Genomic DNA, 16,445 nt, shown 5'->3' with positions numbered 1-16,445 from the left:
CGCGTTGTGTGCGGCTCCGGTTCAGGCCTGGGGCGCGCCCTGGAGGCCGTGCATCAGCAGCGCCGTGAAAGTGGCCACCCAGAGCTCGTCCACCGGCTCGGAGCTCACCAGGGCGCGGTGCACCACGGTGCCCGCGATCACGTCGAATATCAGGTCGGTGGTGCGGCCGGCGAGGGACTCGTCCTCCTCGTACGGGAGTTCCCCGCGGGCCTGGGCCCGTTCGCGACCCAGTACGACGAGACGTTTCTGCCGGTCCACGATCGCCGACCGGATGCGGTCGCGCAGGGCCTCGTCCCGGGTGGACTCGGCGACCACCGCCATCAGGGCCGTACGGGCCTCCGGGCGCCGCAGCAGCTCCGCGAACCGGAGGACCACGTACTCGATGTCGGCTTCGAGACAGCCGCGGTCGGGCAGTTCCAGCGAGTCGAAGAGCTCCGCGACCGCGTCTACGACCAGCTCGTTCTTGCCTGCCCAGCGCCGGTAGAGGGTGGTCTTGGCGACGCCGGCGCGGGCCGAGACGTCGCCCATCGTCAGCTTCGACCAGCCCAGCTCCACCAGTGCGTCCCGGGTCGCGGCGAGGATCGCGGCGTCCGCGGCGGCGCTGCGGGGGCGGCCGGTGCGGGCGGTGCTGGAGCCGGGACTGGGGTTGCGCATGGCCGAGACCATACCCGCCGGTAGCCGAATGGGCCGCTGTGGTTCAGATCACGGGGCGCCGCAGGGCCGGGAGGAGTTACGCTACGGCTCGTAGCGTAAGAGCGACAACCACGCGAAGAGCTACTGGCGTCAGGTGGGGACCCGGCGCCGCCCAGCACCGTGATCGCGGATCAGGTCAATTCACGCGATCTTTTTCGTCGGCGCGCACACACGGGGGAGGATGTACGCATGCAGCCCAGAAACATGTCCATGAGCGGCGTCGTCGACCTCGCCGCGGTGAAGGCGGCCGGTGAGGCCAAGGCCAAGGCCGAGCAGGCCCGCGCCGAATCGGCACGGCAGGCGGCACAGGGCGGCGGGGCAGGCCCGGCCGCCGGCGCGGTGCCGCCCTCCGCCCTCGTCGTCGACGTAGACGAGGCCGGGTTTGAACGCGATGTACTCCAGCTCTCCGCAGAGGTCCCGGTCGTCCTGGACTTCTGGGCCGAGTGGTGCGAACCGTGCAAGCAGCTCAGCCCGCTCCTGGAGCGCCTGACCCTCGAGGCCAACGGCCGCCTCGTGCTCGCCAAGGTCGATGTCGACGCGAACCAGATGCTGATGCAGCAGTTCGGGATCCAGGGCATCCCGGCCGTCTTCGCCGTGGTCGCCGGCCAGGTGCTGCCGCTGTTCCAGGGCGTGGCCCCGGAGCAGCAGATCCGCGAGACCCTCGCCCAGCTGGTGCAGGTCGCCGAGGACCGCTTCGGGATCATCGGCATCGAGGTGGACCCCGCTGCCGAGGGCGAGCCCCGGGCCGCCGCCGCGGAGACCGAGGTGCCGGCCGGCCCGTACGACGCCCTGCTCGAGGCGGCCGTCGTCGCGCTCGACGCGGGCGACCTGGGCGGCGCGGTGCAGGCGTACAAGAACGTGCTGACCGACGACCCGGGCAACACCGAGGCCAAGCTGGGCCTGGCCCAGGCGGAACTCCTCGTCCGTGTCCAGGACATGAACCCGCAGGCGGTGCGCACCGCGGCGGCCGAGAACCCGCGCGATCCGGCGGCGCAGATCGCCGCGGCCGACCTGGATCTGGTCGGCGGGCACGTGGAGGATGCGTTCGGGCGCCTGGTGGACACCGTGCGGGTGACGTTCGGTGAGGACCGGGACGCCGTGCGGCTGCGCCTGCTGGAGCTGTTCGAGGTCATCGGCGCGGACGACCCGCGGGTCTCGGCGGCCCGTACGGCGCTGGCGCGAGTGCTCTTCTGAGCCGCCGCCCGAGCCTGCGCCGCCCCGGCGCGATTTGTTGACACGTAGATAAACAGCGGCCGCACTTTGCCAAAACTTGGCAATCGCGGCCGCTGTTACTCGGAGTAAGCCGAACCCCGTGAACTGTCCGGTGTGTTCACTCTTCCCCCGATCTGTCATGGCCCTTGGTGACACCCTGTGTTGCCGCCCGACGACTGCGGGCCTCACTCCGGTTATCTGGCCGTTACCCGCCAGTAACGAACCCCCTTGTGTCCCGGCCGGGAATGGACCACGATCGGCGACGCTCGGTCCTTCCCGCAGAGCCGCTCATCCGGAGCCGCGGTGGAGGGTCCCCACCGAGCCGGCCGGTGGCAGTGGCACCGGCCGTGGGACAGGGGGGTCTCTGCCACACCGGCGGGGCCTGTCCTCCAGGTTGCGCGAACGCGTGGCCCAGTGGTTGTCGCTCGGGGGTGATCGCCGGTGTATCGGACGTGGCACAGCCGCGGCCCGGCCGCCTGCGCTCCTTCCCGAGGACGTAGCACTTCTCCCATCCCAGGACGGGCACGGCCCGGACCGGAGATGTACGTCCGAGAAGGAGGAACGAAATGAGTTCTCAGGTTCGTGGCGGGACCAGATGGAAGCGCTTCGCGCTCGTCATGGTGCCGAGCATCGCGGCCACGGCCGCGGTCGGTGTGGGTCTGGCGCAGGGAGCCCTCGCGGCGTCCTTCAGCGTCTCCGGCCAGGACTTCAAGGTCTCGGCCGACAAGCTCGACGGTGACAACCTCATCCAGTACGGCGGCATTGCCGAGGGTCACGACCTCAAGGGCAACGCGCAGCACCACCCGGTCACCATCTCCGGGTTCAGCCACGCCGAGATCACCAACATGTGCCAGTCGCTGGTGACCCCGACGCCGCTGGGCAACATCACGCTGCAGCTGCGCACCGGCCACAAGGGCAAGCCGGCCGTCGCCGACAACATCTACCTGGATGTTGCCGAGCTCGACACCGACGCCGAGTTCAAGAACCTGGACATCGGTGTCGCTGTCGGCGACGCGAGCCACAAGACCAAGCCGCAGGCCGGCACGGTCGCCAGCCCGTACGCGTTCTCGCAGCGCGCGGACAAGGCGATCCTGTCGAACGTGCGCCAGAAGGCGTGGGCGACGACGGCGGGCACCTTCAAGCTGCCCGACCTCAAGCTGCGCCTGCTCGGCGGCGACCAGCCGTGCTACCAGGACGAGAAGTAACCCGTCCCGGCGAGTGACCGGAGGGGTGGCCGGCGGCGCGAGTCGCCGTCCGCCCGTCCGGGGCTCCACAGAGTTTTCCGTACCACCGTTTCCAGGGAGCTGTTGTCCATGAACCCCCAGGCCCCGGTTTATGTTCGCCGCGAAGACGACGCCTGGCTCACCGCGGTGTACTACCACTTCCACGCCTGGAGCGGTCGCCGTCCTTTCTGGGCCGGGCTGTTCACGCTCCTCGGTGGCTTCCCGATCGCCTACTTCCCGTACGCGGACCTCCGGCTGGGCAACATCAGCCTGGCGATGGCCACCACGGGTGGCGCCGGTGCGCTGATCATCGGCGTACTGCTGATCACGCTGGGTCTGGCCCTCTGGTTCCAGCAGGCCATCCGCGTCTTCGCAGGCGTCGCCGCGATCCTGCTGGCCCTGGTCTCGCTCCCGGTGTCCAACCTCGGCGGCTTCTTCATGGGCTTCATCCTCTCCATGATCGGCGGCGCCCTCGCCCTGGCATGGGTCCCCGGGCAGCCGGCGGACGAGTCTCAGGAAAACCAGCGGCCGGCCGCGGTGGACATGGGCAAGGCAGAGGCGATGGCGGGTCCCCAGGGCATCCCGGGACCGCGCGAAACGGAAACGCCGGCACACGCGAGCGAGACGACTGCCCACGCCGATGGCGGGAGGAACAGTGCGGGGTGACGAGACGCAGCGGGGCGTGGCCCCAGGCGCAGAGTCCCGCGAGATCAAGGGGCCGCGGCACGCGGCGCCCAGGAAATCGCTGCTGAACAAGCTCCAGATACCCGTCGGCAAGACGATGGCGCTGGCGGCCATGCCGACGGCCGTGTTCGTCGGCATGGGCATGGCGCCCAAGCTGGCCGTGGCCGACGAGAAGGACATCCCCTTCGCGCCCGGGCCGTGCGTGACGCGATCCGACGAGCCCAAGGAATCGGAGTCGGCGTCCCCGACGCCTTCGAAGTCGCCTTCGCCGAGTGCGTCGCCCAGTGCGTCCCCCTCGCCGTCCGCGTCTGCCTCCGCATCCGCCAAGCCGAAGCCGAGCGGCTCCCCGTCCCCGACGGCGACCAAGCCGGCGGCCGCGGCCCCGGCCGCCGCCGCGCCGACGCCCGCGCCCACGCCGACCAAGTCCACGAACCCGCTGGACCCGCTGGGTGTCGGCGACGCGCTCAAGAAGCTCCTCAACCCCGTCACGGACGCGCAGCCGACGGCGACCCCGACGCCCGCGCCGTCCACGACGACCGCCCCGAAGCCCGCGGCCCCGGCCCCGGACCCGGCGGCGGACGCCATCCGCGACGCGGCGGGCAAGGCCGGAGCCGAGGTCAAGGAGCTGTCCGACGAGGTCAAGGACACCGCGAAGACCCCGAAGGACGAGACGGGCGAGGACGGGGCCGCCGAGGACAAGGCCACGCCGGAGGCGACGAAGGACGCGGACGGGAAGGAACCCTTCCCCTGTCCGACCTACGACGCCCAGGCCCTGGCCGACGCCGAACTGGAGCCGGGCATCCCGCTCCTGCCGGACGAGCCCTGGTACCTCGACAGCTCCCTGCTGACCCTCTACGGCCTGGACTACCACGGCATCGTCGAGGTGAAGACGGCCGGCGGCAAGACCAAGAAGGTCCTGAAGTTCACCGCGGACTCGCTGGACATCAAGGACCTGTACCAGACGGTCGGCACCACGGGGAACGTCGCCCACCTGAAGTCCCGCCCGGGCTCCACCTCCAAGATCCGCGGCGGCACGGTGACGATGTACACCGAGAGCCTCAAGGGCAACCTCTTCGGTCTGATCCCGATCGAGTTCACCCCGAACAGCCCGCCGCCGCTGAACGTCCCGTTCGCGTTCTTCACGGACGTCAAGGTCGTCCAGGCCGGCCAGTTCGGCGGCACGCTCACGGTCCCGGGCCTGAAGAACTACATCGGCCCGCCGGAGTAGTCCCGTACGACCGCGCACGCGAAAAACGCCGAGGGCGGCACCCCGCATCGCTGCGGGGTGCCGCCCTCGGCCTCTGTGCGGCAGAGTCCTGCGGTGCGGTGGCGGGGATCAGTCCCGCGCGCCGCCGCCCAGGTGGTGCACCCGGACCATGTTGGTGGTGCCGGGGACGCCGGGGGGCGAGCCGGCCGTGATGACCATGGTGTCGCCCTGGTTGTGGCGGCCCAGCTTGAGCAGCTCGCCGTCCACCAGGTCGACCATCGCGTCGGTGTTGTTCACGTGCGGGACGACGTACGACTCGACGCCCCAGCTCAGCGTGAGCTGGTTGCGGGTGTTGACGTCCGTGGTGAAGGCCAGGATCGGCTGCGTGGCGCGGTAGCGCGACAGGCGGCGGGCCGTGTCACCGGACTGGGTGAAGGCGATGAGCGCCTTGCCGTCGAGGAAGTCCGCGATCTCGCAGGCCGCGCGGGCGACGGAGCCGCCCTGGGTACGGGGCTTCTTGCCCGGGACCAGCGGCTGCAGGCCCTTGGAGAGGAGCTCCTCCTCGGCCGCCGTGACGATCTTCGACATCGTCTTGACGGTCTCGATCGGGTAGGCGCCGACCGAGGACTCGGCCGACAGCATGACCGCGTCCGCGCCGTCGAGGATCGCGTTGGCGACGTCGGACGCCTCCGCGCGCGTCGGGCGGGAGTTGGTGATCATCGACTCCATCATCTGGGTCGCGACGATCACCGGCTTGGCGTTGCGGCGGCACATCTCGATGAGCCGCTTCTGGACCATCGGGACCTTCTCGAGCGGATACTCGACGGCCAGGTCACCACGGGCCACCATGACCGCGTCGAAGGCGTCGACCACGGCCACCATGTTCTCGACGGCCTGCGGCTTCTCCACCTTGGCGATGACGGGGACCCGGCGGCCCTCCTCGTCCATGACCTTGTGGACGTCCTTGACGTCGTTGGCGTCGCGGACGAAGGAGAGGGCGACCATGTCGCAGCCCATCCGCAGGGCGAAGCGGAGGTCGTCGACGTCCTTCTCCGACAGGGCGGGGACGTTGACGGCGGCACCCGGCAGGTTGATGCCCTTGTGGTCCGAGATGACACCGCCCTCGATGACGATGGTCTTGACCCGCGGGCCCTCGACCTCGGTCACCCGCAGCTCGACGTTGCCGTCGTTGATCAGGATCTGGTCGCCCTGGGAGACGTCACCCGGCAGGCCCTTGTAGGTGGTACCGCAGATGGACTTGTCACCCGGGACGTCCTCGGTGGTGATGGTGAACTCGTCACCGCGCACCAGCTCGACGGGACCCTCGGCGAAGGTCTCCAGACGGATCTTCGGACCCTGGAGGTCGGCGAGGACGCCGACGGCACGCCCGGTGTCCTCGGAGACCTTCCGGACGCGGTCGTACCGCTCCTGGTGTTCTGCCTGGGATCCGTGGCTGAAGTTGAATCGGGCCACGTTCATGCCTGCCTCGATGAGCGCTTTCAGCTGCTCATACGAGTCGACGGCGGGGCCCAGCGTGCAGACGATTTTGGAACGGCGCATGACTGGATCCTATCGGTTTGTTTCGTAGCGGAATATTCCGTCTGGTGGAAAGTCCAAGTGACTAGTGGGTAACCAGCGCATACGCCTGGGTGGCGATCTCCAGTTCCTCATCCGTCGGGACCACCGCCACGGCCACCCGGGCATACTCCGCCGAAACCAGCCGCGGCTGCGGGGAACGCGCCGCGTTGGCTTCGAGATCCAGCGCCAGGCCCAGCTCGGCCAGGCCGTCCAGCGCGGCCTCGCGGACCTGGTGGGCGTTCTCGCCGACCCCGGCCGTGAACGCCACCGCGTCCACCCGCCCCAGGACCGCCGAGTAGGCACCGATGTACTTCTTCAGCCGGTGGACGTACGCGGCGAAGGCGAGGCTCGCCGCCTCGTCGCCCTCGCCCGCCCGCCGGAGCACCTCGCGCATGTCGTTGTCGCCGCACATGCCCAGCAGACCGCTCTTCTTGTTCAGGAGCGAATCGATCTCATCCACCGAGAGGCCCCCCACCCGCGCCAGGTGGAAGACGACCGCCGGATCGAGATCGCCCGAACGGGTCCCCATGACCAGACCCTCCAGCGGGGTCAGGCCCATGGACGTCTCCACGCACACCCCGCCCCGCACCGCGGAGGCGGAGGCGCCGTTGCCCAGGTGCAGCACGATCACGTTCACGTCCTCCACCGGCCGGCCGAGCAGCGCGGCCGTCGCCCGCGAGACGTAGGCGTGGGAGGTCCCGTGGAATCCGTACCGCCGGATGGAGTACCTGTCCGCCGTCGCGGCATCGATCGCGTACCGCGCCACGTACTCCGGCATCGTGGAGTGGAAGGCCGTGTCGAAGACGGCGACCTGCGGGATGTCCGCGCGCAGCCCGCGCGCCACCTCGATGCCCGTCACGTTCGCCGGGTTGTGCAGCGGTGCGAGGGGGATCAGGCTCCGGATCTCCGCCAGCACCGCGTCGTCGATCACGGTCGGCTGGGTGAACTTCGTCCCGCCGTGCACCACGCGGTGCCCCACGGCGGCCAGTTCGGGGGAGTCCAGGCCCAGCCCGTCGGCGGCGAGCTCCGCCGCCACCGCCTTGAGGGCCGCCTCGTGGTCGGTGATCGGGCCGAGCTGCTCGCGCTTGCCGCCCGCGGCGCCCGGTCCGGTCAGCGTCTCGTGCACGAGACGGGAGGTCTCCTCGCCGATCCGCTCCACCAGGCCGACGGCCAGGCGGGAGCGGTCCGCCATGTCGAGGAGCTGGTACTTGACCGACGAGGAGCCGGAGTTGAGGACGAGTACGCGCGATGCGGTCACGATGCGGGTCTTTCCTTCGGGTGCGGTGGGGGATTACCGGGCGGCCTGCGGCTGCGGCTGCGACTGGGCCTGGATCGCGGTGATGGCCACGGTGGTGACGATGTCCTGGACCAGTGCGCCGCGCGAGAGGTCGTTGACCGGCTTGCGCAGGCCCTGGAGCACCGGGCCGACCGCCACGGCGCCCGCCGAACGCTGCACGGCCTTGTACGTGTTGTTGCCGGTGTTGAGGTCGGGGAAGATCAGCACGCTCGCGCGGCCGGCCACCTCGGACCCGGGCAGTTTGGTCGCGGCGACCGAGGGCTCCACGGCCGCGTCGTACTGGATCGGACCCTCGATCAGCAGATCGGGGCGCTGCTCGCGGACGATCTCGGTGGCCTTGCGGACCTTGTCCACGTCCGCTCCGCTGCCCGAGGTGCCGGTCGAGTACGAGAGCATCGCGATCCGCGGCTCGACGCCGAAGGCGGCGGCGGTGGCGGCCGACTGGACGGCGATGTCGGCGAGCTGGTCGGCGCCCGGGTCCGGGTTGACCGCGCAGTCGCCGTACACGAGGACCCGGTCGGCCAGGCACATGAAGAAGACCGAGGAGACGATGGAGGCCTCGGGCTTGGTCTTGATGATCTCGAAGGCCGGGCGGATGGTCGCGGCGGTGGAGTGCACCGAGCCGGAGACCATGCCGTCGGCCAGGCCCTCCTGGACCATCAGGGTGCCGAAGTAATTGACGTCGGTGACCACGTCGTTGGCCAGCTCGACGGTCATGCCCTTGTGGGCGCGGACCTTGGCGTAGTACTCGGCGAAACGTTCCCGCAAGGGGGAGGTCGCCGGATCGATGAGCTGTGCGCCCGAGATGTCGATCCCGAGGTCGCCGGCCTTCTTCACGATCGCCTGCTCCTCGCCCAGCAGGGTCAGGTCGCACACCCCCCGGCGCAGCACCACGTCCGCGGCGCGCAGCACGCGCTCCTCGGTGCCCTCGGGCAGTACGACGCGGCGCCGCTCGGCGCGGGCCCGCTCCAGCAGCTCGTGCTCGAACATCATCGGGGTGACGCGCTCGGAGCGGGCCACCGACAGCAGGTCGCGCAGCTCGCCGGTGTTCACGTGCCGCTCGAAGAGGCCGAGCGCGGTCTCCAGCTTGCGCGGGGTCGCGGAGTTCAACCGGCTCTGCAGCGAGAAGAGTTCGGCGGCGGTCGGGAAGCTGTTGCCGGCCACCGACACCACGGGCGTGCCCGGCGCCAGCTTCGAGGCCAGCGTGAGGATGTCCGGGCCCGGGCGCTCGTTCAGGGTGAGCAGCACACCGGCGATCGGCGGGGTGCCCGAGGTGTGCGCGGCCAGTGCGCCGATGACGAGGTCGGAGCGGTCCCCGGGGGTGACGACCAGACAGCCGGGCGTCAGCGCGTTCAGGAAGTTCGGCAGCATGGCGCCGCCGAAGACGAAGTCCAGGGCGTCGCGGGCCAGCCCGGCCTCGTCGCCGAGGAGCACCTCGCCGCCGAGCGCCTGGGTGATCTGGGCGACGGTCGGGGCGGAGAGCGACTTGTCGTCCGGCAGCACGTAGCAGGGCACGGGGAGCCGGGCGGCCAGTCGCTCGGCTATGGTGTCGCGGTCCTCGGCGGCCACCCGGTTGACGACCATCGCGACCACGTGGCAGCCCAGGGTCTCGTACGCCCGGTAGGCGTTGCGGGTCTCTGCGCGCACGGCCTCGGCGGGGTGCTTGACTCCGCCCACGACGGGAACGACGACCGCGCCCAGCTCGTTGGCGAGCCGGGCGTTGAGCGCGAGCTCGTCGGGGAGGTTGGTGTCGGCGTAGTCGGTGCCCAGGACCAGCATGACCTCGTACTCGCGGGCCACCCGGTGGTAGCGGTCGACCAGCTGCGAGACCAGCTCGTCAGTGCCCTTCTCGGCGAGGATCGCCGAGGCCTCCTCGTACTCCATGCCGTAGGCCGTGGATGCGTCCTGGTCGATCCGGTAGCGGGCCTTGAGCAGATCGAAGAGCCGGTCGGGGCCGTCGTGGAGCAACGGGCGATAGACGCCGACCCGGCCTGTCTGCCGGGTCAGGATCTCCATGATTCCCAGCTCGACGACCTGTCGGCCGTCCCCCCGCTCGATGCCGGTCACGTACACGCTGCGCGTCACGCGTGCTCTCCGTCCATGCTGTGAATGTCCATTTAGTGTGGCTTGACCTCTTGACAATACCTCTGCCGATGGATAGGACGCCCGCCGGGAAAAAGGCCTGGCCGGAGGGGTCGAAAGGCCCGGCGGGCGGAGCAGCAGAAGAGCGGGGCACCCCCGGCCCGTGGAACAATCGGACAGGCTTCCTCATTACGCCCTTCTTCACATGTACGGCAGGAGACACAGCACGATGCGTATCGGAGTTCTCACCGCGGGCGGCGACTGTCCGGGCCTCAACGCTGTCATCCGATCGGTCGTACACCGCGCCGTGGTCGGGCACGGGGACGAGGTCATCGGTTTTGAAGACGGTTTCAAGGGCCTCCTGGACGGCAACTTCCGCCCTCTCGACATCAATGCCGTCAGTGGCATTCTCGCCCGTGGCGGCACGATCCTCGGTTCGGCCCGCATGGAGCGCGCACGTCTTCACGAAGCCGCCGAGAACGCGCAGGAACTGGCGACGCGCTATGGCATCGACGCCCTCATCCCGATCGGCGGCGAGGGCACCCTGACCGCCGCGCGGATGCTGTCGGACGCCGGGATGCCGGTCGTCGGCGTGCCGAAGACCATCGACAACGACATCTCCTCCACCGACCGCACCTTCGGCTTCGACACCGCCGTCATGGTCGCCACCGAGGCCATCGACCGCCTGAAGACCACCGCCGAGTCGCACCAGCGCGTGATGGTCGTCGAGGTCATGGGCCGCCACGCGGGCTGGATCGCCCTGGAGTCCGGCATGGCCGGCGGCGCGCACGGGATCTGCCTGCCCGAGCGTCCCTTCGAGGTGGACGCCCTGGTGAAGATGGTGGAGGAACGGTTCGCCCGCGGGAAGAAGTTCGCCGTCGTCTGCGTCGCCGAGGGCGCGCACCCGGCCGAGGGCTCCATGCCGTACGAGAAGGGCGCCATCGACCAGTACGGCCACGAGCGCTTCGCCGGCATCGGCAACCGCCTGGCGGTCGAGCTGGAGCGGCGCCTGGGCAAGGAGGCCCGCCCGGTCATCCTCGGCCACGTCCAGCGCGGCGGCACCCCGACCGCGTACGACCGCGTCCTCGCGACCCGCTTCGGCTGGCACGCCGTCGAGGCCGTCCACCGCGGCGACTTCGGCAACATGACCGCCCTGCGCGGCACCGACATCGTGATGGCCCCGCTGGCCTTGGCCGTCACCGAGCTGAAGACGGTTCCCGAGGCCCGCGTGTACGAGGCCGAGTCCGTCTTCTAAAGGGCCCCCCGGCGCGGGACTTCCGCCCCCTTTCCGCGGGCCGAACGGCCCCGGCCCGTCCCTCTCGAGGACGGGCCGGGGCCGTTCGGCGCATGTCCGGTTCGACCGGAAGTGTTCTACGTCGCACCGCCCGCGAGGCTCCAGAACCGGTCCACGATCTCGGCGAGGAACTCCCGCCCCGCGTCCCCGCTCCCGGCCTCGCCGCCGCTGCCCCAGCTGAGCGTCGCCATCATCCGCGACTGGTAGTCCCCGTGCAGCAGCTCCAGCATCCGCTCCAGATGGGCCTTGGGGATCGGCAGCAGCTTGCCCAGCGGCTTCACGTACGCCTGCCAGCGCGTGGTCACCGCGCTGCGCAGCAGGTCCGCCAGCTCCTCCTGCTTGCCGGTGGCTGTCACGAACTGGGCCAGGGTCAGACCCAGTGCCGTCGCGAGGGCGGCGGACTGGCGCTCGTTGCCCTTCCAGCGCCCGGTGTCCTCCATCTTCTGGTACGCGTTCGCCTCCAGGCCGATCCGCCGGGCCAGCTCCTCCGCGGCCAGCCCCCTGGAGATCCGGTGCTCCCGCAAGGTGACCGGCTCGGCGAGCAGCTCCCCGGGAGAGCACCACAGGACGCCGGCGAGGGCCGTGAGCTCGGCCGAGGAAGGAGATATCTCGCCACGCTCCCAGGCCATCACGGTCTCGGGCGCGACGATCAGTCCGTACTGGGCACGCAGGCCATAGGCGACATGACCGGGAGCCATGCCCAGGGCCGCGCGCAGACGACGCGCGGCGGGGGCATTGAAAGGTGGGCTGGAGTGCACATGGCACACCGTAGAAGTGGCCAGGGCGCGGCGACTACAGACCAATCAAACAAGCCCATAACTCGTAGGAACGTCCTATGGAGTTGCGGCATTTCGCCGGGTTTCCCGGCGACCGTCCGGTAATCGGTGCACTCGAAGATCGACTACACCGTACGGTTCCAGCCAGAGCCGGTCAGCGCAAGACCCCTCACAGCTCTCACACATTGCCTTGACGTCGGCGTCAAGGAATACGGTCCGGCCATGCGCATCGGTGAACTGGCAGAGCGGGCCGGAACCAGCACTCGGACCCTGCGGTACTACGCACAGGGTGTCGCGGAAGTGACCGACGCCGACTTCGACACCGAGGTGCTCGGCGAGCGGGGCAGGCCCGTCCTCGTGGAGTTCACCGCGGACTGGTGCGGCCCCTGCCGCCAGCTCGCGCCCGTGCTGTCCGCGATCGCCGCCGAGGAGGCCGGCCGCCTCAAGGTCGTGCAGATCGACGCGGACAGCAACCCCGCCACCGTCACGCGGTACGGGGTGCTGTCCATGCCGACCCTGCTCGTCTTCCGCGACGGCGAGCCCGTCCGGCAGATGGTCGGGGCCCGGGCCAAGCGGGGGCTCCTCCAGGAACTGGAGGAGCACCTCGCGGCGGCCGTTACGGCCTGAGCCAGACCGTCGCCAGCGGCGGGAGCGTCAGGCGCAGGCTCGCCGGGCGGCCCTGCGCGGGGACCGGCTCGGGCCGCAGCGGCTGCAGATGACGCACCCCGCTGCCGCCGTACTGCTCCTGGTCGGTGTTGAGGACCTCCTGCCACAGCGGGACGTCCTGCGGCACCCCGACCCGGTACCCGTGCCGGACCACCGGCGAGAAGTTCGACACGCACAGGAGCTGCGAGCCGTCCTGCGCGTACCGCAGGAAGGCGAACACGTTGTCCTCCGCGGCGTCCGCCTCCACCCAGGCGAAGCCCTCCGGCACGGTGTCCCGCTCCCACAGGGCGGGCGCCGCCGTGTACGTGCGGTTCAGGTCGCGCACGAGGGTGCGGACGCCCCGGTGGTCACCGGCCGCCGAATAGGAGTCGTCCAGCAGCCACCAGTCCGGCCCGTACACCTCCGACCATTCCGAACCCTGGGCGAACTCCTGACCCATGAAGAGCAGCTGCTTCCCCGGGTGGGCCCACATGAAGCCCAGGTACGCCCGGTGCGCGGCCCGCTTCTGCCACCAGTCCTCGCCGGGCATCTTCGACACCAGCGAACCCTTGCCGTGCACCACCTCGTCGTGCGAGATCGGCAGCACGTAGTTCTCGCTGAAGGCGTAGATCATCCCGAAGGTCATGTCGTGGTGGTGGTACTTGCGGTGCACCGACTCCTTCGACATGTAGCGCAGCGTGTCGTGCATCCAGCCCATGTTCCACTTCAGGCCGAAGCCCAGCCCGCCCGAGTCCGTGGGCCGGGTCACGCCCTCCCACGCGGTGGACTCCTCCGCGATCGTCACCACGCCCGGGCAGCGCCGGTACACGGTCGCGTTCATCTCCTGGAGCAGCGCCACCGCGTCCAGGTTCTCCCGCCCGCCGTGCTCGTTGGGCGTCCACTCGCCCTCGGCGCGCGAGTAGTCGAGATAGAGCATCGAGGCCACCGCGTCCACGCGCAGCCCGTCCACGTGGAACTCCTCGCACCAGTACACGGCGTTGGCGACGAGGAAGTTGCGGACCTCCTTGCGGCCGTAGTCGAACTCCAGCGTCCCCCAGTCCGGGTGCGCGGCCCGCCGCGGGTCCTGGTGCTCGTACAGCGGCCGCCCGTCGAACTCGGCGAGGGCCCAGTCGTCGCGCGGGAAGTGCGCCGGCACCCAGTCGACGATCACCCCGATCCCGGCCTGGTGCAGCGCGTCCACGAGGAGACGGAAGTCGTCCGGGCCGCCCATCCGCGAGGTCGGCGCGTAGAAGCCGGTGACCTGGTAGCCCCAGGAGCCGCCGAAGGGGTGCTCGGCGACCGGCATCAGCTCCACGTGCGTGAAGCCGAGCTCCTTCACGTACCCCGGCAGCTGCTCGGCGAGCTGGCGGTACGAGAGCCCGGGCCGCCAGGACGCCAGGTGCAGCTCGTACACGGAGAAGGGGGCCTGGTGCGGGGGCCGGGCCCCGCGGTTCGCCATCCACTGCGCGTCCCCCCACGCGTACGCGGAGGCGGTCACCCGGGAGGCGTTCGCCGGGGGCACCTCTGCGGCCCGGGCCATCGGGTCCGCGCGCAGGGTGTGACTGCCGTCGGGGCGCGTGATGTCGTACTTGTACAGCGCCCCGGCGCCCACGCCGGGCAGGAACAGCTCCCACACGCCGCTGGCGCCGAGCGAGCGCATCGGGTAGGCGACGGAGTCCCAGTACGAGAAGTCCCCGGCGACGCGGACCCCCTGGGCGTTCGGCGCCCACACCGTGAACCGGGTGCCGTCCACCCCCTGGTGCTCCATCGGCTCGGCGCCGAGTGCCTTCCACAGCTGCTCGTGGCGGCCCTCGCCGATCAGGTGCAGGTCCAGCTCGCCGAGCGCGGGCAGGAACCGGTACGGGTCGTGGACCTCGATCTCGTCGCTGTCGTACGCGACCAGCAGCCGGTAGTCCGGCACCCCGGTCAGCGGCAGCAGCCCGGAGAACAGCCCGTCGCCCTCGTCGAAGAGCTCGGCCCGCAGCCCCTTGGCGACGACGGTGACCGCCTTGGCGTACGGGCGCAGCACGCGGAAGGCCACCCCGCCCCGCTCGGTGCGGGCGCCCAGCACCGCGTGGGGGTCGTGGTGACGGCCCTCCAGCAGCCGGGCCCGTTCCTCCCCGCCGAGCGCGGGCGCCGGCCGGACCCCGCGGGGTGGGGCGGCGCGGCGGGCCCGGGGCGCGCGGCCAGCCCGTGTCGCTGTCTTGGCGGACGCCGGGACGGTTCCGGTTTCGTCGGGGACGGTCGGTGACGGCTGTCGTGCGGCGCTCACGCGAGCGGCCTCCTCGGGGGCTTCTGATGGGGTTGGGGGTGCGTGGAGACGGAGCCGGGGGCGGGCGGGACCGGAGGCATCCGGTGGGCGGGCCGCTGCGGCTCCGAGAGCCGCCGGATCGCGGCCATCGGGACGTGCAGCCAGTCGGGGCGGTGCCGGGACTCGTAACGGGCCTCGTACACCGCCTTGTCGGTCTCGTACGCGCGCAGCAGCACGGGATCCTCGCGGGGGTCGCGGCCCGTGGTGCGGGCGTAGCCCTCGCAGAAGGCGGCCCGGCAGTCGTCCGCCCAGGCGGGGGCGAACGGCCGGTGCGAGCGCGCGGCGTAGTCGAAGGAACGCAGTATCCCGGCGATGTCGCGCACGGCCGGTTCGGGGCGGCGCCGGTCGGCCAGCGGCCGGGCCGGCTCGCCCTCGAAGTCGATCAACGACCAGGAGCCGTCGAGGGTGCGCAGGGTCTGCCCCAGATGGAGGTCCCCGTGGATCCGCTGGGCCGGCACCCCGGCTCCGCGGGAGGCGGCCAGCGCGTCGAACGCCCCCCGCAGCCCCGCCTCGTAGGGCCGCAGCGCGGCCACTTCCCGGGCGGTGGCGGCCAGCCGGGCCGTCATCCCGGCGGCGAGCCGGGCGGTCTGCTCCGGGCCGAGGGCGACGGTGGGCAGGGCGGCGGCGAGCGCGCTGTGCACCTCGGCGGTGGCCCGGCCCAGTGCGTGGGCCTCGGCGGTGAAGTCGGCCCCGGCGCCGAGCCGGCGCAGCGCCAGCTGCCAGCCGTCGTCGGAGCCGCGCAGGTACGGCTGGAGCACGCCCAGGGTCAGCGGCTCGCTGCCGGGCAGCTCGGCCTCGTACCAGGCGACCGGCGCCGGGACGCGGGCGCACCCGGCGGCGGCCAGCGCCCGGGGCAGCTCCAGGTCCGGGTTGACCCCCGGGCCGACCCGCCGGAACACCTTCAGGATGTACGAATCCCCGTAGATCAGCGAGGAGTTGGTCTGCTCGCCGGACAGCGGCCGCGGGGCGAGCCCGGCCGGGACCGGCGCGTCCGGGTCCCGGTCGAAGCGGAGCGGGCCGAGGCTGCCGGGGGAGCGCAATCGTTCCAGCAGCATGGCCGCGAGCCGGGGGTCGCCCAGCGCCTCGTACACCGCCCGGCCCGCGTAGGGGCCCTCGTCTGCGTGCCCGATCAGCGTGTGCGCGAGCGCGGGCGGCAGGGACGGGCGGATGCCCAGGAGGAGTTGGTAGCAGTCCCCGTCGACGTCGAGGAGCAGGTGCACCAGTCCGGGGACGGACCCCGGAGGCAGCAGTTCGGCCGCCGAGACGGTCCTGAGCGCGCCGATGGCACGGCCCTTGCCCGCGAACCAGCGCTGCGTGGGCAGCCAGGCCCGCAGCATCGGTTCCAGCGGGCCGATCCCGGTGAGCAGGGCGGCCCGGTCGGCCGTCAGCCGGCTCCGGGCGGATGCAGCCTCCGACATGGCGTCGCGTCCTTTCCCCGGGCCG

The 16,445-nt window shown here is 71.1% G+C and carries 13 protein-coding genes; 6 read left to right on the top strand and 7 right to left on the bottom strand.

Going from position 1 to position 16,445, the window contains the following annotated elements:
- Positions 1-21 precede the first annotated feature (21 nt).
- Positions 22-654 carry a TetR/AcrR family transcriptional regulator gene (locus tag OHA89_RS12760; protein WP_257554097.1) on the bottom strand — a complete coding sequence of 211 codons (633 nt, stop codon included), beginning with the start codon at positions 652-654 and terminating at the stop codon, positions 22-24.
- 228 nt (positions 655-882) lie between these two features.
- Here OHA89_RS12760 and OHA89_RS12755 point away from each other — a divergent pair, with 228 nt between their 5' ends.
- From OHA89_RS12755 to OHA89_RS12740, 4 genes are all read left to right on the top strand, one after another.
- Positions 883-1,887: a tetratricopeptide repeat protein gene (locus OHA89_RS12755; RefSeq protein WP_257554096.1), complete on the top strand. Its 1,005-nt coding sequence runs from the start codon at positions 883-885 to the stop codon at positions 1,885-1,887.
- A 584-nt stretch (positions 1,888-2,471) separates the two neighbouring features.
- A complete protein-coding gene (locus OHA89_RS12750) occupies positions 2,472-3,110 on the top strand; it encodes a DUF6230 family protein (protein WP_215012200.1) in 639 nt (212 codons plus the stop codon).
- Positions 3,111-3,218: 108 nt separating this feature from the next.
- Positions 3,219-3,794, top strand: a complete 576-nt coding sequence (locus OHA89_RS12745) for a DUF6114 domain-containing protein (protein ID WP_406366203.1) — start codon at positions 3,219-3,221, stop codon at positions 3,792-3,794.
- Positions 3,784-5,040, top strand: a complete 1,257-nt coding sequence (locus tag OHA89_RS12740; RefSeq protein ID WP_266614890.1) for a hypothetical protein — start codon at positions 3,784-3,786, stop codon at positions 5,038-5,040. The genes OHA89_RS12745 and OHA89_RS12740 overlap by 11 nt, the downstream gene beginning before the upstream one ends.
- 108 nt (positions 5,041-5,148) lie before the next feature.
- Here the strand turns inward: OHA89_RS12740 and pyk are convergent, their stop codons facing one another.
- From pyk to pta, 3 genes are all read right to left on the bottom strand, one after another.
- Entirely contained in the window at positions 5,149-6,579 is a 1,431-nt protein-coding gene (pyk, locus tag OHA89_RS12735) for a pyruvate kinase (RefSeq protein WP_215140232.1), read from the bottom strand.
- Between the two features lie 61 nt (positions 6,580-6,640).
- Positions 6,641-7,855, bottom strand: coding sequence for an acetate kinase (locus OHA89_RS12730; RefSeq protein ID WP_406366201.1), 1,215 nt, complete (start codon positions 7,853-7,855; stop codon positions 6,641-6,643).
- Between the two features lie 33 nt (positions 7,856-7,888).
- Positions 7,889-9,979, bottom strand: a complete 2,091-nt coding sequence (pta, locus tag OHA89_RS12725) for a phosphate acetyltransferase (RefSeq protein ID WP_257554091.1) — start codon at positions 9,977-9,979, stop codon at positions 7,889-7,891.
- A 226-nt stretch (positions 9,980-10,205) separates the two neighbouring features.
- On the opposite strand from pta, the gene OHA89_RS12720 reads away from it, so the two are divergent.
- Positions 10,206-11,231 (top strand): ATP-dependent 6-phosphofructokinase, encoded by a 1,026-nt coding sequence (locus tag OHA89_RS12720; protein WP_215140229.1) that lies wholly within the window; start codon positions 10,206-10,208, stop codon positions 11,229-11,231.
- A gap of 116 nt (positions 11,232-11,347) precedes the next feature.
- On the opposite strand, the gene OHA89_RS12715 is transcribed toward OHA89_RS12720, so the two are convergent.
- Positions 11,348-11,968, bottom strand: a complete 621-nt coding sequence (locus OHA89_RS12715; RefSeq protein WP_215140270.1) for a helix-turn-helix domain-containing protein — start codon at positions 11,966-11,968, stop codon at positions 11,348-11,350.
- 300 nt (positions 11,969-12,268) lie between these two features.
- Here OHA89_RS12715 and OHA89_RS12710 point away from each other — a divergent pair, with 300 nt between their 5' ends.
- Positions 12,269-12,673, top strand: a complete 405-nt coding sequence (locus tag OHA89_RS12710; RefSeq protein ID WP_266614884.1) for a thioredoxin domain-containing protein — start codon at positions 12,269-12,271, stop codon at positions 12,671-12,673.
- Here OHA89_RS12710 and glgB read toward each other — a convergent pair.
- Positions 12,663-14,963 (bottom strand): 1,4-alpha-glucan branching enzyme, encoded by a 2,301-nt coding sequence (glgB, locus tag OHA89_RS12705; protein ID WP_406366198.1) that lies wholly within the window; start codon positions 14,961-14,963, stop codon positions 12,663-12,665. The genes OHA89_RS12710 and glgB overlap by 11 nt on opposite strands.
- Positions 14,960-16,420, bottom strand: coding sequence for a maltokinase N-terminal cap-like domain-containing protein (locus OHA89_RS12700; RefSeq protein ID WP_266943141.1), 1,461 nt, complete (start codon positions 16,418-16,420; stop codon positions 14,960-14,962). The genes glgB and OHA89_RS12700 overlap by 4 nt, the downstream gene beginning before the upstream one ends.
- Positions 16,421-16,445: the final 25 nt, after the last annotated feature.

The sequence above is a fragment of the Streptomyces sp. NBC_01546 genome (assembly GCF_045208355.1).
Taxonomy (GTDB): Bacteria; Actinomycetota; Actinomycetes; order Streptomycetales; family Streptomycetaceae; genus Streptomyces.
This window is presented reverse-complemented; position numbering and strand designations above follow the sequence as displayed.